The sequence below is a fragment of the Methylophaga sp. genome, assembly GCF_030651745.1.
Window position 1 is genome coordinate 45,753 of sequence record NZ_JAUSCC010000025.1, and the last position, 20,638, is coordinate 66,390.

The following is a 20,638-nucleotide window of genomic DNA, read 5'->3' on the forward strand; positions in this document are numbered from 1 at the left end:
TTGAAACTACAGAATAAATTCTCTATATTTTCTCTTCTCTTTTTATTCTCAATGTGAGTGAACAGTCATGCTAACCAAAAGACAACAAGATACGCTCAATTTTATTCGTCAATACATCGAAAAAAACGGTGAAGCACCATTGGTGACTGAAGTCGCGGAAGGGTTGGGGATTGCCTCTCAGGGCACGACTCATCGTTATATTCAAGCATTGATTGATGGAGGATATCTGGAGCGGCTCACCGGTAGAACGCGCGGTTTACAATTAAACGAACAAGCGGTATCTGATCAATCTCTTATTTTGCCGATGATGGGTAAAATTGCCGCTGGCCGTTTGATTGAAGCTGTACCGGATGAGTCAGAGATTGACCTTGGCATCATGTTTAAAGGTAAAGGTCGATATGTTCTCAAAATCAGTGGTGAGTCGATGATCGGTAAAGGCATTATGTCTGGTGATTATGTGGTGGTTGAGTCAACCCGACAAGCTAAGCACGGTGACATGATTGTGGCTTTGGTGGATGGTTATGATGCCACCCTCAAAACCATGCTGGTTAATAAAGATGGCACCATTACCTTAATGCCAGCGAATGACACCTTTGAACCGGTAACGATTGATGCTAAACGACTCAGTATTCAGGGTGTCGTAGTCGGTCAGCTTCGAACTTATCCCTGAGGCAGGTTAATAAGAGTCCAGAATGAGTAAAGTCAAAGTAATAGTTATTGATTATGATCTGAGACTTATCTCTGCTTATGCAGAGATTAACCATACTGTTTTTTAAAATAATAGTTAGTGGCTTCGACATAACCAGCAATGCTGCCGCAATCAAAGCGATGGCCTTTGAATTTGACCGCCAGTACGGGTTTTTCCTGAGCCATGGCGCGAATGGCATCAGTAATCTGTACCTCACCATTAGCACCCGGTGGCGTATTGCGTAAGTACTCAAAGATATCTGGAGTCAAAACATAACGCCCGATGATGGCCAAATTACTTGGTGCATCTTCCGGCTTGGGTTTTTCAACCATGTCGGTAATACGATAAATATCGGGTTCAATTTCCTCACCGGAGATAACGCCATAACTGCCTGTTGCATCGGCTGGCACTTCTTCGATTGCTACGATGGTGCATTGATGTTTTTTATACAATTCAACAAGTTGACCTAATGCACGTTTGCCACCGGACTCCGGTGTGGCACATAAATCATCTGCCAGTAATACGGCAAAAGCTTCATCACCGATTATCGGTTCACCAGTCAGAATGGCATGCCCTAAACCCAACATCTCACGTTGACGCATAAATATAAAATCACAGGAATCCATAACATTCCGGATATCGGTAAGGTAAGACTCTTTGCTGGTTCCCTGGATCTGCTGTTCCAATTCAAAGCTGGTATCAAAGTGATCGGCTATAGCTCTTTTTCCTCGGCCGGTAATAAAACCCATACTGTGCAATCCGGCTTCCATGGCTTCTTCTACACCATATTGAATCAGGGGTTTATCAACGATAGGTAACATTTCTTTCGGCATGGCTTTGGTTGCAGGCAAAAAACGTGTGCCATAGCCGGCAACGGGAAAAAGACATTTACGAATAGAAACTTGATCGGTCATGAAAAAATCCTTAACGATAAAAATATGAGAATCAGCGATTACTTAGCCAGAGACTCTGATAGGGGGACAGCTGAATTTCACTTTGCCATGAGTCGATGGCATCGCCACTGATAAGATCGTGCCAATCATCTGTGGCAACCAGATTAAGATCGGCAATGCGAAGTGTTTGATATTGATCACTGATATTAAATATACAGAATATGCTTTGCTGACGGTCAATACTTTGTCGCCAAAAGCCAAATAAAGTATCGCCTAGCTGCAAAGTGTATTGTGTTGCATTGGGGTGAAAAGCAGGTTGTTGCATGCGAAGCTTAATGAGATCGGTGAGTTTTTGATACACCATCGAATGGTTATTAGCAGGGTGTTTTAATGCAGCCCGGATCGTTGCATCATCCCATTGATGGCGATTAATTGCGCGATTGTGTTGCTGCTGTTTTAGCCGCTGATAATCATTACCGGTGGCTAATAAGCTATGAATATAAATACCGGGAATACCTTCAAGAGCCAACATGACTGCATGGGCACAAACGAACCGAACTTGCTGCCATTGGTCGGGGCCTTTTACGGTTCCCTGCAGGGCATCAAACAATGAAATATTTATCTCATATGGTTTTTTGATGTTGTTCTCAGCAGCACGCCAGGAAATTTCACCACCAAAGCCCTGCATAGTTGAAATCAGTGCAGCAGTTTCACTATCCGTAAGCAGACCTTCGGCGGGACGTAGACCAATGCCGTCATGTGAGGCGATAAAATTAAAATAAGCCGTACCATTTTGAGCTGGCGGCATGCTCATTAACCATTGTCTTAAATAGCGACAATTCCCTGTTAACAAAGTATTTAATAACAGTGGTGGTAGCGAGAAGTTATAGATCCAGTGTGCTTCATTGGCATTGCCGAAATAGCTGAGATTTTCCCGATTCGGAATATTGGTTTCGGTAATGATTACCGAATCGCTTTGAGCTTGCTCTATCAATAAACGCAGCAATCTGACCAACTCATGGGTTTGAGGTAAGTTCAGACAATTGGTGCCTGCCTGTTTCCACAAAAATGCAACAGCATCAAGGCGAAACAGCCGTATTCCCTGATCCAGATAAAACCGAACAATCTTTACAAAGGTTTTAAGTACTTCGATATTACGAAAATCAAAATCCACTTGTTCATGGCTGAAGGTACACCAGACATGTTTAATACCCTGGGCGGTTTCGGTTTCACGTAACAGTGGTGTGGTTCTCGGACGCACCACTAATGATGTCGGGGTATCTGCCTCACAAGTGAAAAAATAATCGTGGCCTTCACCCTCACCAGCGATAAAATTCTGAAACCATTGGCTACTGCTTGAACCATGGTTAATCACTAAATCTGCCATCAGGCGGTAATCTTTTGCGATGGCATTGATATCTGACCATTGCCCCAATTCCGGATTGACTTGAAAAAAGTCCTTCACTGCAAAACCATCATCACTGCAAAAAGGAAAAAATGGCAGGATATGCACTGTATTAATGCAGTCGGCAAAATAATCATCCACAAACCGTTTGAGCGTCTGTAACGGGGCTTCGTCTTTTTTCAGTACGCTATTACCGTAAGTAATCATGGCGATATCATTAGACTGCCATTTATTTTGATACGGTTGAGGAGCCTGTGCTTCGGGACTGACTTGCATAATGTCCAATAACTCGCTGGCTAAGGCAGACAGGGTTTGGGAGTCCTGAATTTCACCATAAACCGTCGTTAGATGATAAAGCACATTCTGGTAAACAGCTGGGCGTTCGGGTGTTTGTGTCATAACTATCCCTTACGCAGAATATTCCAGATAATCATCTTCCACCGCCTGATAGATCCGTTCGAAAATATCCGGTAAGGCACTTTGGACCCGATTCCAACTGGGAATAAAAGGTGTTTCCATCGGGTTATCCAGAAAAACCTGTCCAGCATCCATAATGTTTCGGGCAAACATTTCTACCGAAGCTTCTTCCTGGTGGATATCAAATTTCAAACCATTCATTACAGCATCATTACGATAGGTTTCCACAAAATCCAATGCGATTCGATAATAGGTGGCTTTAATACTACGAAAATGCTCAGGGCTGAAGACAGTACCTTTGGTGGCGAGTTTACGGAACAGTGCTTTGGAAATATCTACTGACATTTTCGATAAACCGCCTTGCTGATCATCGGTAGAAAGATCCTGATGTTTGTGATCGTAAATATCGGCAATATCTACCTGACATAAGCGATTGTTGGCATAGTTTCGATGCATTTCGGACAGTACACCGATTTCCAATCCCCAGTCACTGGGAATACGAATATCACTCAACACATCACGGCGGAAGGAAAACTCCCCGGCTAATGAATAACGAAAACTATCCATATAATCCAGATAATCACTCGGTCCCATTACCGCCTTGAGCGCTCTTAAAAGGGGTGTGATTAACAAACGGTTCACCCGTCCGTTTAATTTGCCACCTGAAACCCGGGCGTAATAACCTTTGCAAAATTCATAATTAAACATGGGATTGGCGACTGGATAGATCAGTCGGGCCAATAACTCGGTGTTGTAAGTGACAATGTCACAATCATGTAAAGCAATCGATTCCGCTTTACCTGAGGCTAAAATATATCCCATGCAGTACCAGACATTACGTCCTTTTCCTGCTTGATGTGGTGCCAGATTCAAAGCCTGTAATTCGGCATCAATCGCTCGTAACCGAGGCCCGTCATGCCACATAATCCGGTGATGCTGTGGTAAATCACTAAAGAAACCTACCGCGTGTTTAAACTCATCCGCATTAGCTCTATCTAAACCAATAACAATTTCTGATAAATACGGAACAGTTTTTAATTGTTGAACAATGGCGGGCAGGGCCTCACCTTGCAGTTCTGAAAATAGAGAAGGCAACAATAAGCCCATCGGGCGTTGCTGACTGAACTGCACCAGATCCTGTTCCAAATCTGCCAAGTGTCTATGCGTCAGATTGTGTAATGTTGTGATAATACCGTTTTGATGAAAGTCTGCCATGGGAGCCCTTTATTATTAATGCACTACTGCTGTGCCTAGGTGGAGCTGCTGTAAGACTTGCTGGACACCTTCCGCCCAACCGCGGGGACCACAATGTGCTGCCTGCATCACATCATGGTGACGTTTTAAAGATGGCAACGCATTAACTGGAGAAGGAATCAATAAAGCCATATCGGCTGTTTCCAGCATGGCGACATCGTTCTGACTATCGCCAATGGCCAAACTGGTAAAACGTTTGTCTGGGCAGAAATGTTCATAAATCCGTTTGAGCCATTGAATAGCTTTGCCTTTATCGCATTGACCCGAGACATGCAGAAAACGTCCACCTATCAATACATGAGCACCACGTTTACGTACTTCTTCGATAAATTGTTTCTGCTTGCGAGGATTGCCATGCCAAGCCAAGGCTTCACCATATTGCCTTCGCGCAGCACGAGCTGCAGCATGTACATCCAAACCAGTCATGGCGATGATGCCATCGATACCTGCTTGAGCAAATGTTGTGAAATCATCGTTGAACAATGGTTCCACCGAATTGATAATGGATTGCCAATGGGAGCGGGGTTGAACAAATTCCTTTATCCAATATTTACCACTGGTTTTAGTGTCTGGAGGTTGATTGGGAAAATAATTCACTGGAATAAACACCGCCGCACCATTTTCACAGATAAAAGGATGCGGGTTTTCCAGTGACTCACTTATCTGTTCAATTTCTGATTGGGTTTTGCTGCTGACAGGAATAAGCGGAATTTGCAGTTGTTTAAGTTTTGCCAATACGGGATCGGCTTCATCATGACGATAATTATGGTGATCCAGCAGACTGCCATCCAGATCGGTAAACACCAGCAGCGAGGCTTTTGGGCACGATGCGGGAGCTATAAATTGTTTAGGACGTTTCAAAGCCACGATATCTCTTTCCATATTGAGTTCAAAAACATAATCCATTTGTTCGGGAAGTGAATCCAGACAGTGCTGTGTGACACGTTGGTAATATTGAATAAACCGTGCGATCTCATCTGCATTCATAATTTTGTTTTCAGTTGAACTGACTACTTTCTGCAGTTTTTCTTCCTGCTCGAGCCGCCAGTCATAGATGCATTCAAAATTAGGTGCTTTGAGCATGATCCAGCTATCAACTCTTTGGAATAATGCTGGATATTCCTGCTCAAGTTTTTGATTCACAAAGCGTCGCCAGTAAGCATCTGGATCTTCACTTTGTTCCAGTGCGTTAATTGGGGTGGTCAACACCTCATCAGGTTGTGGGCAGGCCCCCATGCACCAGCCTTCCAATACAATAAATTTTGGGGCGTTTTCTAACACTGGCCATTGATCAATAGGAAAACGGTCATCATGGGCTTTATCAAAACGCGGTATCGCAATATTTTTTCGTTCTGAAAGTAGTTTATCCAGGATTGATAATGCCAGTTCAACATCATGGGTTCCTGGTACACCGCGAGTGGCTAATAAGGGATGAACCGTATTGGCCAGCTCGACTCGTTGTTGATGAGTGAGATAGAAATCATCCAAGGACAAAGCGATCGCAGACTGATGGTGTTGGGTGGTCAGTAGATGGACTAAACATTCAGCTAAAGTGCTTTTGCCAGAGCCCTGCGCACCATGGATACCGATGATTATGGGGCGTTTTGCTTTCTTTTGGTGCAAAACCAGTTCTTTAGCCATATCGGCAAACCAATCATCAATTTGTTTTGCATATTTAGCTGAGAGCTGATGCTCGCTCAGAAAAGTCTGAATGTTTGTAGAGGGATTGACCATCACCATTGCCTGTTCCAATCGATATTGAAATAGCCTGACGCAAGTTTCATACCGGTATAGTGAAAAACTCCAGAGAGCTTTGTTTACACGATAGTTACTCGTGTGCTGGATTGACTGGATTGGCTTAGAAAAATCCACAGGAATGTCGTATGAAGATTAAACCGTAGAATTTAGAGAGTGAGAATGGATTGGAAAGAAGTGCTTTTTTCACAGGGACTGTTCTGATGGGAAAAATTTACATGGCATTGGATTCTGTTGAGAACCCGCCTTAACCATTCAACAAAAACAACGCAAAAAAAAGGGTAAACCCGAAGGTTTACCCAAAGCTCAGCACGCAGCGAGAGAGAACGAACATGCACTGAAGAAAACTACAATTGTGTTATTGCAGGAACAATGCCAAAAAAATAAATCATTACAAAACAGTTGTTTATAGTTTTTGTGGGATGGGGGCTTGAGTCTTTCGCACCACAAAACAGCAGCTTTGCACCTCAGCAGCGCATTAAATTGGTTGTTAACAGAATTTTTCGAGCTTTTAGGTTGGTCGAAAAGCCAATACAACTTTTTTAACGAGTCATCGAAAAATAATGAACATCAATATTGGTACAGTACTTTTAGTGTTTTCGGCGACTTTATGGGCTGCAGATATGCAGAGTCCACAGAGCTTAATCACTGATTGTTATCAGGAATGGCAGAGTAGGGGATGGACATTAGGTGAAGATCAGCGCCTTGCTGATGAGGTTGAAAACTTCCGTAATGGAATTATCAGGATTTGCGAGGTGCGGGCAGAATTGTTTTTGCAAGGTGAAAATATTTCCCCTTATATCCAGGGCCGTCTTCGAGATTTGGCACCTTATATTTTTACGGCTGATAAAGAGGATATTAAACAACGGATCCTGATGGTCAATGGCCAAATGTCCTATCCCGGAGCTTCAGACTTTTTATCAGAATAATTAATGTATCTCTTCGGGTATGATTAAAAAAGAAAGCCAGATGCTTAGATACCAAAAACAGTATTAATGTGGAAAAATCTCTGCTTTCAGGACGATGTTAAAGCAAGATTGTCCTGGCCAAGGCTACATACTTTACTAATTAAAAATCGTAGACAATGAATCAATATCCATTATTTAAACTCAGCAAAGCAGCTTGTGGACTATTCTTTCTGGTCGCTATAACTGGTTGTTCAGAGAAAACTGATACTGAATCTTCAGCCATGTTTAGAGCTGATTTACATCGTAGTGGTGATTTTCTTACCCAAGGCCCACAGCAAAAACCTGAAGTTGTATGGCGCTATCATGCGGATGTTGGAGCGTCATCATCACCTATTAGTAGTGGTAACTTAGTGTTTTCAGGCAGGTTTGACGGCTTGATGTTGGCATTAAATAAAAGGACTGGCCAAGTGCAATGGCAGTTTGCTACTCAGGGTGGACTTTTTTCAACGCCAGCGGTTGCAGAAGAGCAGTTAGTATTTGGCAGTGATGATAAAAATATTTATGCCTTGAATAAGTTTACCGGCAGTTTCTTGTGGGCATTTGAAACCCAAGACAGAGTGTTTGCCTCACCTTTAATTGCCAAAGGTACGGTATTTATCGGCAGCCTTGATCACAACTTCTATGCAATTGATCGGCATAGTGGCGAACTCAAATGGCATATTGAAACACAAGGGCAGGTCGATTCATCAGCTGCTATACATAATGATCAATTATATTTTGGTAGTGATGATGGTTCTTTGTATGCAGTCTCCATTAACGGCGAACTGTTATGGACCTTGGATACTGGAGCTGCCATTGATGCATCGCCGGTTATTTCTCCAGCAGACAATATGCTCTATGTCGGTAATGATGCAGGAGTGTTGTTTGCAATTGATCTCGAATCCGGTAAGCCAGTATGGACGTTTGAGTCTGGCTCCAGATTGTTTGCTTCACCGGGGTTAAAAGATCAGCAGATTATTTTTGCAGCCACAGATGGCCGGGTATTTTCTTTAAACAAGGAAAGTGGTGAACCTTTTTGGCAGTTTGACGCTCAAGCCGTTTTATTTTCATCACCTGCACTAGCCGGTGAACAGGTTTATATAGGTTCAATGGATGGTTATCTATATGCGATTGATATAAATAATGGTGAGCAAATATGGCGATTTGATTCCGGTTGGGCCATATTTGCTTCACCATTTGTCGATAATGGAACGCTTTATATCAGTAGCGATGATGGCGATTTATTCGCGTTACGCTGATTTATTCAGATGTTCGTGTTCGTAATAATAGTTGGTGGCTTCTACAAAACCTTCAACGCTACCGCAGTCGAAACGACGGCCTTTGAACTTAACTGCTAAGACTAATCGATCTTGTGCCATCAAACGCAAAGCATCAGTGATCTGGATTTCACCATTGGTACCTGGTTTGGTTTTACGTAGATATTCAAAAATTTCAGGCGTTAAAATATAGCGGCCAATAATTGCCAGGTTGCTCGGCGCTTCTTCTGGCTTGGGTTTTTCTACCATGTCTTTGATTTGATAAATGCCAGGGGCGATTTCATCACCGGAAATAACTCCATAGCTGTGTGTTTCTTCGGCTGGTACTTCTTCAATGGCCACAATGCTGCATTGATAACGTTCATATAGAGCAATTAATTGGCTAAGTGCACGATCGCCACCTTCATCAGGTTTGGCACATAAATCATCCGCGAGGATGACTGCAAAAGGTTCATCGCCAATCATCGGTTCGCCAGTCAGGATGGCATGGCCAAGCCCTAACATGTCGCGTTGGCGCATAAATACAAATTCACAGTTATCCATCAGATAACGAATGTCATCGAGAAATTTTTCTTTTGGAGTGCCTTTAATTTGATGCTCAAGCTCAAAACTGGTATCAAAGTGATCTGCAATCGCTCGTTTACCACGACCGGTAATAAAGCCTACTTGAGTTATTCCTGCCTCCATGGCTTCTTCAACACCATATTGAATCAATGGTTTACTAACTATTGGCAACATTTCTTTTGGCATGGCTTTGGTAGCTGGCAAAAAACGCGTGCCATATCCTGCTGCTGGAAATAAACATTTTCTTATAAGACTTTTTACAGCCATTGACGAGATCCTTATCAAACTGTTGTAGAAAAAAGTGATGACGTTAAGCTAAAGTAATTGCCTGTGAAGTTCAAGAACAGGCTAAACAAACATTTTAGATTTAGTCACCTTTGGACTGATATATTGTAATCATTCAACATTACTATTTAATTTCGTTTTACAGAAATCTCCAAATTTAAATACTCGGGTTAATGACGACATTGAAATTTGCGTGAGCGAATAGCGATGATTTTATGTGAGACAAGGAAAGTAATAAATGAAAGTTTTAGTTCTTGGTGGAGCCGGTTATATCGGTTCACATATTTGTAAAGCCCTTGCGTTGATGAACCATGAGACTGTTGTTTTAGATAATCTAAGCACAGGCCATCGTGAAGCAGTGCGTTGGAGTCGCTTTATTGAGGCAGATATTCTTGATTCAACTGCGCTTATAAATATACTACAAAATGAAGGCCCGTTTGATTTGATAATGCATTTCTGTGCTAAGTCATTGGTGGGTGAGTCAGTACAAAATCCAGCACTTTATTATCGAAATAATGTGGTCGGTACCTTGAATTTGCTGGATGCCATGGTGGCAACTAAACATGATAAGTTGGTATTTTCATCAACTGCTGCGGTTTTCGGAATGCCGGAAAAAGACTTGATAGATGAACAACATAACCGATTACCAATTAATCCTTATGGCCAATCTAAAAAAATAATTGAAGAGGTATTGGGTGACTACCATCAGGCTTATGGTATAAAGTCGGTTGCATTACGCTATTTTAATGCCTGCGGTGCTGATCCCGATGGTGAAATTGGCGAACGTCACGAACCCGAAACACATTTAATTCCAAATATTCTTAAATCTGCCATTGCGGGCAAGAGCTCAGAATTGAAGGTGTTTGGTGATAATTATCCAACACCCGATGGGACCTGTATTCGGGATTATATTCATGTAAACGATTTGGCTTCAGCACATATTCTGGCTGGCGAATATTTACAGGGTAATAATGGTGCGTTTGCATTTAACCTTGGAAACGGCAGTGGCTTCAGTGTTTTTCAAGTGATTGAAGCCGCTAGGAAAGTTATCAAACAGGATATTGTATTTTCAATTGAGGCCCCAAGAGTGGGAGATCCTCCTATTCTAGTTGCTGATTCAGCCAAAGCAAAACAGGTTCTTGGTTGGCAACCAACTTATAGAGATATTGAGTCAATCATTGCTACGGCCTGGACGTGGCATCAAAACGAACGGTTTTAGTTAAGGATAGCTTGAGATGATTCCTGTCATAATTTCTGGTGGAACTGGCACACGTCTGTGGCCATTATCGAGAAAAAACAAACCGAAACAGTTTTTATCTCTGTTTGGTGAATTCTCATTATTTCAAAACACACTAACCCGCTTATCAGGATTGGAGGCGATTGAAGCTCCATTAATTGTCTGCAATAACGATCATCGTTTTATGGTTGCTGAACAGCTACAGGCAATCGATCTCAAAGCGAAAGACATCATTCTTGAGCCATGTCCTCGAAATACTGCGCCGGCAATAGCCTTAGCGGCACTCCGAGCCCTTCAGACAGATAAAGATCCTTTGCTTTTAGTGTTAGCTGCAGATCATTTGATTCAAGATATTCCAGCGTTTCATTTAACTATCGAACAAGCTATTAAACTTGCCGAAAAGGACAATTTGGTGACGTTTGGAATACAGCCTCAATCTGCACATACGGGTTATGGTTATATCGAGGCAAAAGAAAAAAGCTCCCCAAGCAACGTTAAACAATTCGTGGAAAAACCCGATTTGGCAACAGCAGAGTCCTATCTGGCTGCAGGAAACTTTTTCTGGAACAGTGGCATGTTTTTGTTTAAGGCATCAACCTACATCAACGAATTACAAAAGTATTCACCTGAAATGGTGAGCGCTTGTAAAAAAGCCCTTGAAAACTCCATTACTGATCTCGATTTTATACGAGTGGATGCCGAAGCCTTTGAGCAATCTCCAAGTGACTCAATTGATTATGCCGTGATGGAAAAAACAACCAAAGCGATGGTTGTTCCATTAGATGCCGGTTGGAGCGATGTGGGGTCATGGTCGTCTCTGTGGGAATCTTTTCCACAAGATGAAAACAATAATGTGTTAATTGGAGATGTGATTGCCGACTCGGTTCACAACTCCTATATACACAGTGAAAATCGTCTTGTGACGGTACTTGGTCTGGACAATATCGTAGTCGTGGAAACACATGATGCCATCATGGTGGCACACAAAGACCAGGCTCAAAATGTAAAAAATATTGTAGAAGCACTCAGTAAACAAGATAGAAAAGAAGTACACACACATCGCAAATGCTATCGACCATGGGGCAGTTATGATTCTGTCGATATTGGTGAACGTTTTCAGGTAAAACGCATTACCGTTAATCCCGGTGCATCTTTATCATTACAAATGCATTATCACCGTGCCGAGCATTGGGTGGTGGTGAGTGGAACTGCAGAAGTGACTCGAGATGAAGAAGTCATGCTTCTCGGTGAAAATGAGTCTACCTATATACCTTTAGGTAGCGTACATAGACTAAGAAACCCTGGCCGCGTACCTCTGGAAATTGTTGAAGTACAATCAGGAAGCTATCTGGAGGAAGACGACATTGTTCGACTTCAAGATAGTTATAACCGTCAATAATCAACAAATGAGGTTCCGCGGAACAGTATATGGCCCAAGGTAAAATCAGACACTACGACTCTAAAATTAACGCTATTTCGAGACTTATAGATAGCGCAATTATTTTAGTGACATTTTTGGCCTTAATGGATTTGTTTGCTATTGAATGGCAACCCAAACATGTCTGGTCACTGTTATTTTCGATAATACTTTTTCACTTTTTCGCTGAATCGCAAGATGCTTACCGTTCATGGCGTGGAACATATCTGCGTGATGAAATCACCGCAGTATTGTTTTCCTGGGGAACCAGCATTGCTGTATTGGTCGCTATCGAGCTAATCGTTATCAACGAGCAGACCTATGCTGCACCTTTCTTACTTATCTGGTTTATAGCAACGCCCATTGAATTAATATCGTGGCACGCTATTGTTCGAATGGTACTAGGGATAATGCGTTCTAAGGGGTTGAATACACGCCGTGTAGCAATAGTGGGCGCAACTGAGCTGGGCTATAGACTGGAAAAATCCTTTGATGATATGGAGTGGACTGGCTATCGCTTTAGTGGATTTTATGATGATCGTAAACCAGCTCCTAACCGGCGTTTGGACGAAGGCAAAGCTATTGTTATAGGCAGTATTGAAGAACTTATAAGCGACTGTCGAGCCGGTAAAATTGACGTTGTCTTTATTACTTTATCGTTGGCTGCAGAGGCACGTATTCGCCTAATGACAGAAAAACTTGCTGATACCACGGCTTCAGTTTATTTAGTTCCTGATCTTTTTACATTTAATTTGCTTAACTCCAGATGGGTGGATTATCAGGGTATTACTGCTATCAGTATCTATGAAACACCGTTTGCTGGGATTGATAGTGCGATTAAACGTATAGAAGATATTGTATTGAGTTTTTTGATCCTTTGTCTGATCGCTATTCCAATGTTATTTATTGCCATCGGAATAAAGGCAACTTCCAAAGGTCCGGTATTCTTTAAACAAACGCGTTACGGCATGGATGGCGAAAAAATCAAGGTCTGGAAGTTTCGCACCATGACGGTTGCTGAAGATGGCGATAAAGTTATACAGGCCAAAAAGGATGATCAACGTATAACTCACTTCGGCGGTATTTTACGTAAAACCTCGCTTGATGAGTTGCCACAGTTTTTTAATTCATTGGGTGGCTCCATGTCTATTGTTGGACCAAGACCGCATGCGGTTGCCCATAACGAAGAATATCGGGCAAAAATCCAGGGCTATATGCTTCGGCATAAAGTCAAGCCAGGTATCACTGGGTTAGCACAAATAAACGGCTTTCGTGGAGAGACCGATACCCTTGATAAAATGGAAGGCCGGGTTAAGTATGATCTGCAATATATTCAGACCTGGACACTGCTTCTCGATCTGAAAATTATTTTATTGACGATCACTAGAGGTTTTGTTGGAAAGAATGTATATTAATACCAGAGCTCAAATTTTCGATATGACATCGCTGTCTATTCGATGAGATATTGAGACTCGTTCTCATGGATTAAAACTCAACGTAATTTCTTTTCCTGTACTTAGTTATCTAACGTTAGATAAATTAGTTTCAGGAATGATGAACTAAGAGAAGTTTCTGAGAGTCAATTCCTCGGGGCCAATGTTGTTCCCGATAATCTAGCCAAACTTACCGCGAGGTAAGGTCGGAAAGCCACGGATCTTTAGGGAAACTTTAAGATGGCCGGGTTGCATTGTGAAATTTTTTCATAAAAGGAACACATCATGAAAAAAACGATGCTATTTTTTGCAGCCTTGTTATTATCTTTTAACGCTAGTGCAGCCTCTTTGACGTTAGTCGGTGATGCTGGAAACACTGGTACGGTTGGTATTGGTTCGGGAACCGTTGTAACTGCTTCAACTTCATCCATAGCTGCTGGTGCACTTGTGAGTGATGCTTTTACAGTTACCAGCGATACTGCGGCAACTGCCACTTTGTCATTAACGTTTAATCCATTAGCCCCAACAACTGCTGTTTCAATTTTTGATGGAATGAACATTGTAGGTTTAAGCATCACCAAAATTGGTTCTTTGGGTGTTCTTGAATACACATGGTTATTAGAAGCGGCAACTGAGTATGTTATCAACGTATTTATTGGCAAAGCACTTGCTGGTAGCAACTATGATCTACGTTTAACAACTACAGGTATCAGCGAAGTTCCATTACCTGCTGCATTGTGGTTGTTTGGACCAGCATTGCTTGGTTTTTTAGGCTTTCGTCGTAAAGCTAATAAACTTTCATTAGCATAAATCTGCAAGTTAACAATTGTTAGTTTGACCGGGAAAGGAAGCTTCGGCTTCCTTTCTCACGTAAGAATAATGAAATATTTTTACTGTACATTAAAATTCTGCTAGATGGAGCATTCCATTTAGCAATCAGTTTCCAGAGCAATCTGGAAAAGTTGTTGTATAAATCAATGACTTGCCAAACTTATCGTGAGGTAAGGGCGGAAAGCCACGGATCTTTGGGATTAGCTTTAAAGATGGCCGGGTTGCATTGTTTTAATTTTTCATAAACAAAGGAAATTCTCATGAAAAAAACGATGCTTTTTTTTGCAGCCATGTTGTTCTCATTCAACGTTAGTGCAGCTTCATTAACATTAGTTGGGGCAGATACTAATGCAGGTACGGTTGGTATTGGTTCAGGTTCTGTTGTTACTTCAAGCTGGAGTGGTGGTGGTATCGGTGGCGCAACCGTAAATGATGTATTCACTGCGTCTTCTGATGTTGCTACTATTGGAACATTGGCTCTGACGTTTAATCCATTAATCCCTAGTACATCAGTATCGATTTTTGACGGTTTCACAACAACAGTATTAGATATTGTTAGAATCGGTTCACTGGGTGTTGTTGAATATTCTTGGATGTTGGAAGCAGCAACTAACTACGTTATCAGTGTAATGATTGGTCGTGGTGCTGCTGGCAGCAACTACGATTTACGTTTAGACAGTGGTATTAGCGAAGTGCCTGTACCAGCTGCTTTATGGTTATTTGCTCCAGCATTATTAGGCTTTTTTGGTTTACGTCGTAAAGCAAAAAACGCTGTAGCGTAAGCGTAAATTATTAAGAGTTAACAATATTGTTAGTTTTAGAAAAGGGAGCTTTGGCTCCCTTTTTTATTTGACAGCGTTATAAAAAACATTTTTTACAAAACACTTTGATAGAGCTTAGATATCGTCGTAACGATTGTAATAGTATCTTTATATGATACATCTCACAAAATATGCACCAATTAGTACCATAGTACAATTACATATATTGTTTTAGATTGATAAATTGCAGCTGTACTTCTGAGAGATGTTTCTGGAAGGCGTTAAGCGCGAGACATTGTAGTCTCGTTATAAAAGCCAAACTTGTCGTGAGGCAAGGTCGGAAAGCTACAGATCTTCGGCGGTTATATTGTTGAAGATGGCTGGGTTGCATTGCTTATTTTTTCAATTTAAAGGAAATTATTATGAAAAAAGCGATGCTGTTCTTTGCTGTATTATTGTTCTCTGTAAATGCAAGTGCTGCAACACTGAATTTAGTTGGGGATGCTGCGAATATTGGTAGTGTTGGGATAAGTTCTGGTCAAGTTGTTACAGCCAGTGCAAACTTAAGTTCTGGTCAAATGGTCAGTGACTCATATACACTGACTACTGATGTAATTTCAGGCGCATACTTATCTTTAACATTCAATACTTTAGCACCTAATACAATTGTATCTGTTTTTGATGGTGTGAACACTGTTGAACCAGCAATTGTTTCAGTTTTTTCACTTGGTGTAGTTGATTACTTTTGGGTTTTACAAGCAGCAACTGATTATGTAATTAGCATTTTCATTGAATCTGCAAATGCTGGTAGTAACTATGACCTGCGTGTAGAAACACCAATTCCAGCTGCATTATGGCTGTTTGCTCCAGCATTACTAGGCTTCTTCGGTTTACGCCGTAAAGCTCAAGTAGCTGCTGCATAAGGCAATAAAGTTAACAATATTGTTAGTTTAAGGAAAAGGGAGCTTCGGCTCCCTTTTTTTTGACAAATTAAGCTGTTATCATCGAGTCTGAAAGTAAATTATAGCCACGGAGAAGGACTTATGAAAAAGCTTTACAAATCATTTTATTTGATTGCGACTATACTAATTTCATCTACAGTTTATGCTAACGATGCATACACGCTCAACGCTGGCGATAGATTATCTATTTCAGTTTGGAACGAAGAAGCTTTACAAAGAGAAGTTGTTATCCTTCCAGATGGAACCGTTTCCTTTCCCCTCGCTGGACAGTTGGATGCCCAGGGGAAATCTGTATATGATTTAGAAAATGAATTGAAATCAAAATTATCTGAATATATTTCCGATCCTGTGGTTAATGTCACTGTAAATGCTGTTTCAGGTAATACAATTCATATTTTGGGTAAAGTTCTTCGTCCGGGTTCATTTTCAATGAGCCAGCCTCTGGATGCAATGCAAGCACTGAGCTTAGCTGGCGGGCTGAACACATTCGCTGAAGAAAACAACATTATCATTTTGCGTCGTAATGGAGACAAACAACAAATTCTTCCTGTTCATTATGCCCGTATCAAGAAAGGTCAATCTCTAGAGACTAATGTGATGCTTAAAAGCGGTGATGTGATTATCATTCCTTAACAACGGTGGAATATAACCTCACTCAAATGGAGCAAACATGAAAAATAGAGTAATGCTTCCAATTGCTTTAGTGATAGTCAGTCAACCTTCATCTGTTTTGGCTGCAGAATATGTGATTGGGGCTAAATTCTCACCAACGTTTAGTTACGACGATAATGTGTTGTTAAGAGAAGATAAAGACGGTAGTTTTGTTACTAAAATTCAACCTACATTGCAGCTATCAAGGGCTGAAGCAAATTCAAAAATAGCGTTAAATACTGGCTTACGTGTCGAGCGTTATACCGACTTGAAAGATCTTGATCGAGAGGACCCATTTGCTAATATCTCCGGTAGTTGGAATACTGAACGTAGTGCTTATGGGGTATCGGCCAGTTATGTAGAAAGAGCACAGCGCTCAATTGCTGATGAAGATACTGGAGATTTTTCGTCTAATGCAACTGTCGAAACCATAAATATTTCACCCACCTATAGCTATCAAATTACCGAAAAAGATTCACTTTATTCTAGTTATATCTATAGTGAGAGAACATATACGGATGATGGAAGTAATACTGAAGGTTTGTCACCAAGAAATTTTAACGATAATAAAACACATACTTTAACCGGTGGCTGGCAGAGATCGCTAACAGAAAGGTTGACGGGTGGACTTGCTGTAACTTACGCAAATTACCAGTCAGAGGGTACCCAGACATCTGAATACGATACATATAATATTGCCCTCACTAGCAGCTACCTCCTTAGTGAAAAGTGGTCACTTTCTGGACAAATAGGCTACCGTACTTTGGAAAATGAAATAACCCCAGAAGTAGGGCCGAAAATAACAGATGAGAGTTCAGGATCTTTATTTAGCTTAATTTCGTCATACAATGGAGAAATTAATAATGTAAGCTTTTCATTGGCTAGATCATTAAATCCATCTGGTGAGGGGGTGGTCAATGAACAAGATAAGATAAGTTTGAATTGGCGAAGAAACCTTAGTGAAACACTTTCTTTCAGCATTAACACCTCATATCAAGAAACTCAAGCAGCGGATAAAATTAACAGCACTGACAGAAAATTTCTACAATTCTCACCCTCTTTATCATGGCGGATACAAGAGGATCTATCATTACTTTTTGGTTATCAATACCGGGAACAAAAAGGCACAAATGTAGATGCAGTCGATAGCAATATGGTTTTTCTGACTATAGGCTATGACTGGAGTGGTTTACGTTATTCGCGCTAAATTAAAGAGATAACAATGGAAGAAGAAGTAAAAGGCATCCGAGATTACTTGGAAATACTTTGGCGTCGTAAATACTGGATTTTAGCTCCTGCTATTATTCTTATGGCGGTAACTGCAGTTTTTACTTATAGTTTGCCTGCAACCTATAAGTCTGAAGGTTTGATTTTAATTGAATCCCAAGAAATACCGCAGGATTTAATCAGAACTACGGTTACAAGTTATGCTGATCAACGAATTGAGGTCATTAAACAGCGATTAATGACAACAACGAGAGTCATGCAGATTGTTAACAAATACAATTTGTATGCTGAAGAACGCCAAAAATCCCCAACAACAGGACCAATAGTCTCTTTATTTAGAGAAAATGTTAGTGTCAATATTGTTCAGGCGAACGTAACTGATCCTGTTAGTGGTAGAGCTAAACGTGCAAGTATTGCCTTTAGGGTTTCTTTTTTAGATAAGAACCCACGCATTGCTCAGCAAGTTGCAAATGAACTAGTTACAGAATTTTTAAATGAGAATGTAAGAACCAGAACGGACCGTGCCGAAGATACAACAGCCTTTTTGAAATTAGAAGGCGATCGAATGCAGAAAGAAGTACAGCAAACTGAGAGAGAGATTGCTGAATTCAGGGATCAATACAGTGATAGTCTTCCCGATTTGCTTCAATACAATTTATCCATGGTACAAAATACCCAGCAGGAAATTGCAGCAGTTGAAAATCAAATAATGGTGCTAGGTGATCAAATCACTACCATGTCTTTGCAGTTATCCATGATGCCACAACAAAATACGCCAGGAGCCGTTGCGGGGGGGCCGCAAGCAACACCTGAACAAGTTGCTTTAGAACGTTTGCGTGCAGAATTGCGGTCTATGCAAAGTCGTTACTCGGAGAGCCACCCAGATTTACAACGTGTTAAACGTGAAGTTGCTGCTTTAGAGGCACAAGTTGGTTCAACAATGTCACCAAGACAGTCAGTTGAGGCCGAAATAACTGCAGTTCAGTCTAACCTCCAAAGTCTCAAGCAACGTTATGCTAGTGAGCATCCTGATGTAAAAGCTGAGGAAGCAAATCTTGCTAAGTTGCAGCAACGTTTAAGAGATCTACCTACTGAAGATGTGGGTAGTGCACCTGCAGCGACGGCTAATGTAAATCCCGTGTATATTGAGGTCAAAGCCAAAATTGATTCAATTCAGCGTGAAATTGGTCGATTGAGAGAGCGTGAGCAGGGCTTGAGAGCAAAACTTATTGATTTTGAAAATCGTGTAGTGCAGACCAATCAGGTACAACGTGCCTATATGGATTTAACGCGTGACCATCAGAATAAACTGAATCAATATCAGCAATTGCGTGCAAAACAATTGCAGGCAGAGCTTGCACAAACATTAGAATCTGAAAATAAAGGGGAGAGTTTTACCTTAATTGAACCTCCGCAGGTTCCGAGTTCAGCTGAAAAACCAAACCGTCCAAAGTTATTAGCCATGGGGTTTGTTGCCTCTGTCGGTTCTGGAGTTGGCTTGGCATTTTTAATAGAAATGTTCTTTGGAGGGGTCCGTGGATATAGCAATATCTCACGAGTGGTCGGTAAACCGCCATTGGTGGTAATTCCTTTTATCAGGACTGAAAAAGAGAAAAGCAAGAGACGAGTTTTAATTTATCGTTGGCTAATTGTTTTAATTTTATTTGGCATCGTAGCGATTTCACTGTTTCATTTTTTCGTAATGAATCTTGAAGTATTCTGGTTCAAGTTGCTTAACAAGCTTAGCTTGCTATAACGGCACCCTAAATCGATAAATAGATTGGTAATTTATAATGGATAGAATTCAGAAAGCACTTGATAAAGCAAAAGAAAAACATGCCCAACAACCGGTTATTAAAACTAGAAATAATCTCGATGTAAGAAAGGCAAATGATCGAGTAGAGGATCCGCTTGAAGAAAATGTTTTAGAGTCGATATCTTATTCACAAACAAAAGTAATTGATGTTTCGAACAGTACGCTTGAGCGTAATCGGATAATTGCTGGGTTTTATAACAATCCTCAGTCAGCTGTTTTTCGAATGCTACGCACGCAAGTATTAAAAAAAATGCGTAGTAACCGTTGGCAAACCTTGGCTATTACTTCGCCGACGGCAGGTGAGGGTAAGTCAGTGGTAGCTTCTAATTTGGCTATAGCTATTGCAATGGAGTTGAACCAAACTGTTCTATTGGTTGATATGGATCTACGAAACCCAAGCATAAGTAAAAACTTTGGTTTAAAACCTTCTCTCGGCCTCCGTGAATACCTTTCAGGTAACTACGAGTTGTCAGAAGTTTTAATGAATCCAGGTATCAAACGATTAGTTATCTTGCCAGGTCTTGGCCGAGCTGATGATTCTGCTGAACTACTTTCTAGCCCAAAAATGGCAAGCTTGGTTGCTGATATTAAATCGCAATATGATTCGCGTGTAATCATTTTTGATGTACCCTCATTATTACAAACCGATGATGTACTGCTATCTGCGGGGTATTTCGACAGTACATTGTTAGTACTTGAAGATGGTAAAAATACTGAATCCAATATAACCAAGTCTCTCCAGTTACTGGAAGGTTCACATCTGCTCGGAACCGTAGTGAACAAAGCCGCCCACCATCCAGAACATCAAAATTACTAAT

Annotated in this window: 18 protein-coding genes and 3 riboswitches; of the genes, 13 read left to right on the forward strand and 5 right to left on the reverse strand. The window is 41.1% G+C overall.

Going from position 1 to position 20,638, the window contains the following annotated elements:
• Positions 1-67 precede the first annotated feature (67 nt).
• The gene (gene lexA / locus Q7V21_RS02375) at positions 68-670 is read left to right on the forward strand and encodes a transcriptional repressor LexA (RefSeq protein WP_304915743.1); all 603 of its coding nucleotides are present in this window, start codon (positions 68-70) and stop codon (positions 668-670) included.
• Between the two features lie 86 nt (positions 671-756).
• Here lexA and galU (Q7V21_RS02380) read toward each other — a convergent pair whose 3' ends face one another.
• The 4 genes from galU (Q7V21_RS02380) to Q7V21_RS02395 are packed head-to-tail and all read right to left on the reverse strand — an operon-like array spanning position 757 to position 6,391.
• Entirely contained in the window at positions 757-1,602 is an 846-nt protein-coding gene (galU, locus tag Q7V21_RS02380) for a UTP--glucose-1-phosphate uridylyltransferase GalU (protein ID WP_304915744.1), read from the reverse strand.
• Positions 1,603-1,633: 31 nt separating this feature from the next.
• Positions 1,634-3,385, reverse strand: coding sequence for a sugar phosphorylase (locus Q7V21_RS02385; protein WP_304915745.1), 1,752 nt, complete (start codon positions 3,383-3,385; stop codon positions 1,634-1,636).
• Between the two features lie 9 nt (positions 3,386-3,394).
• On the reverse strand, positions 3,395-4,618 hold the full coding sequence (locus Q7V21_RS02390; RefSeq protein ID WP_304915746.1) for a glycosyl transferase: 1,224 nt from the start codon (positions 4,616-4,618) through the stop codon (positions 3,395-3,397).
• 15 nt (positions 4,619-4,633) lie between these two features.
• Entirely contained in the window at positions 4,634-6,391 is a 1,758-nt protein-coding gene (locus Q7V21_RS02395) for an HAD-IIB family hydrolase (protein WP_304915747.1), read from the reverse strand.
• Between the two features lie 584 nt (positions 6,392-6,975).
• Between Q7V21_RS02395 and Q7V21_RS02400 the strand changes: the two genes are divergently transcribed.
• Together Q7V21_RS02400 and Q7V21_RS02405 are read left to right on the forward strand one after the other, a co-directional pair.
• A complete protein-coding gene (locus Q7V21_RS02400; RefSeq protein WP_304915748.1) occupies positions 6,976-7,341 on the forward strand; it encodes a hypothetical protein in 366 nt (121 codons plus the stop codon).
• Between the two features lie 155 nt (positions 7,342-7,496).
• Positions 7,497-8,618, forward strand: coding sequence for a PQQ-binding-like beta-propeller repeat protein (locus Q7V21_RS02405; RefSeq protein ID WP_304915749.1), 1,122 nt, complete (start codon positions 7,497-7,499; stop codon positions 8,616-8,618).
• Here Q7V21_RS02405 and galU (Q7V21_RS02410) read toward each other — a convergent pair.
• Positions 8,610-9,467 (reverse strand): UTP--glucose-1-phosphate uridylyltransferase GalU, encoded by an 858-nt coding sequence (gene galU, locus Q7V21_RS02410; protein WP_304915750.1) that lies wholly within the window; start codon positions 9,465-9,467, stop codon positions 8,610-8,612. The two genes, Q7V21_RS02405 and galU (Q7V21_RS02410), sit on opposite strands and share 9 nt — an antisense overlap.
• A gap of 256 nt (positions 9,468-9,723) precedes the next feature.
• Here galU (Q7V21_RS02410) and galE point away from each other — a divergent pair, with 256 nt between their 5' ends.
• The 10 genes from galE (at position 9,724) to Q7V21_RS02460 (ending at position 20,637) form a co-directional block, all read left to right on the forward strand.
• Positions 9,724-10,704, forward strand: coding sequence for a UDP-glucose 4-epimerase GalE (gene galE / locus Q7V21_RS02415; protein ID WP_304915751.1), 981 nt, complete (start codon positions 9,724-9,726; stop codon positions 10,702-10,704).
• A 16-nt stretch (positions 10,705-10,720) separates the two neighbouring features.
• Positions 10,721-12,121: a mannose-1-phosphate guanylyltransferase/mannose-6-phosphate isomerase gene (locus Q7V21_RS02420; protein ID WP_304915752.1), complete on the forward strand. Its 1,401-nt coding sequence runs from the start codon at positions 10,721-10,723 to the stop codon at positions 12,119-12,121.
• Between the two features lie 29 nt (positions 12,122-12,150).
• The gene (locus tag Q7V21_RS02425; protein WP_304915753.1) at positions 12,151-13,554 is read left to right on the forward strand and encodes an undecaprenyl-phosphate glucose phosphotransferase; all 1,404 of its coding nucleotides are present in this window, start codon (positions 12,151-12,153) and stop codon (positions 13,552-13,554) included.
• Between the two features lie 191 nt (positions 13,555-13,745).
• Positions 13,746-13,829: riboswitch (cyclic di-GMP riboswitch) on the forward strand.
• 28 nt (positions 13,830-13,857) lie between these two features.
• Positions 13,858-14,382 (forward strand): hypothetical protein, encoded by a 525-nt coding sequence (locus tag Q7V21_RS02430; RefSeq protein WP_304915754.1) that lies wholly within the window; start codon positions 13,858-13,860, stop codon positions 14,380-14,382.
• A gap of 164 nt (positions 14,383-14,546) precedes the next feature.
• Positions 14,547-14,632: riboswitch (cyclic di-GMP riboswitch) on the forward strand.
• Between the two features lie 31 nt (positions 14,633-14,663).
• The gene (locus tag Q7V21_RS02435) at positions 14,664-15,185 is read left to right on the forward strand and encodes a hypothetical protein (RefSeq protein ID WP_304915755.1); all 522 of its coding nucleotides are present in this window, start codon (positions 14,664-14,666) and stop codon (positions 15,183-15,185) included.
• Between the two features lie 283 nt (positions 15,186-15,468).
• A riboswitch (cyclic di-GMP riboswitch) is annotated at positions 15,469-15,557 on the forward strand.
• Positions 15,558-15,586: 29 nt separating this feature from the next.
• The gene (locus tag Q7V21_RS02440; protein WP_304915756.1) at positions 15,587-16,087 is read left to right on the forward strand and encodes a hypothetical protein; all 501 of its coding nucleotides are present in this window, start codon (positions 15,587-15,589) and stop codon (positions 16,085-16,087) included.
• Positions 16,088-16,207: 120 nt separating this feature from the next.
• On the forward strand, positions 16,208-16,759 hold the full coding sequence (locus tag Q7V21_RS02445; RefSeq protein WP_304915757.1) for a polysaccharide biosynthesis/export family protein: 552 nt from the start codon (positions 16,208-16,210) through the stop codon (positions 16,757-16,759).
• 37 nt (positions 16,760-16,796) lie between these two features.
• Positions 16,797-17,984: an autotransporter domain-containing protein gene (locus Q7V21_RS02450; protein ID WP_304915758.1), complete on the forward strand. Its 1,188-nt coding sequence runs from the start codon at positions 16,797-16,799 to the stop codon at positions 17,982-17,984.
• A gap of 15 nt (positions 17,985-17,999) precedes the next feature.
• Complete coding sequence (locus Q7V21_RS02455; RefSeq protein WP_304915759.1) at positions 18,000-19,760, forward strand: Wzz/FepE/Etk N-terminal domain-containing protein; 1,761 nt, start codon at positions 18,000-18,002, stop codon at positions 19,758-19,760.
• Positions 19,761-19,797: 37 nt separating this feature from the next.
• On the forward strand, positions 19,798-20,637 hold the full coding sequence (locus Q7V21_RS02460) for a CpsD/CapB family tyrosine-protein kinase (RefSeq protein ID WP_304915760.1): 840 nt from the start codon (positions 19,798-19,800) through the stop codon (positions 20,635-20,637).
• Position 20,638: the final 1 nt, after the last annotated feature.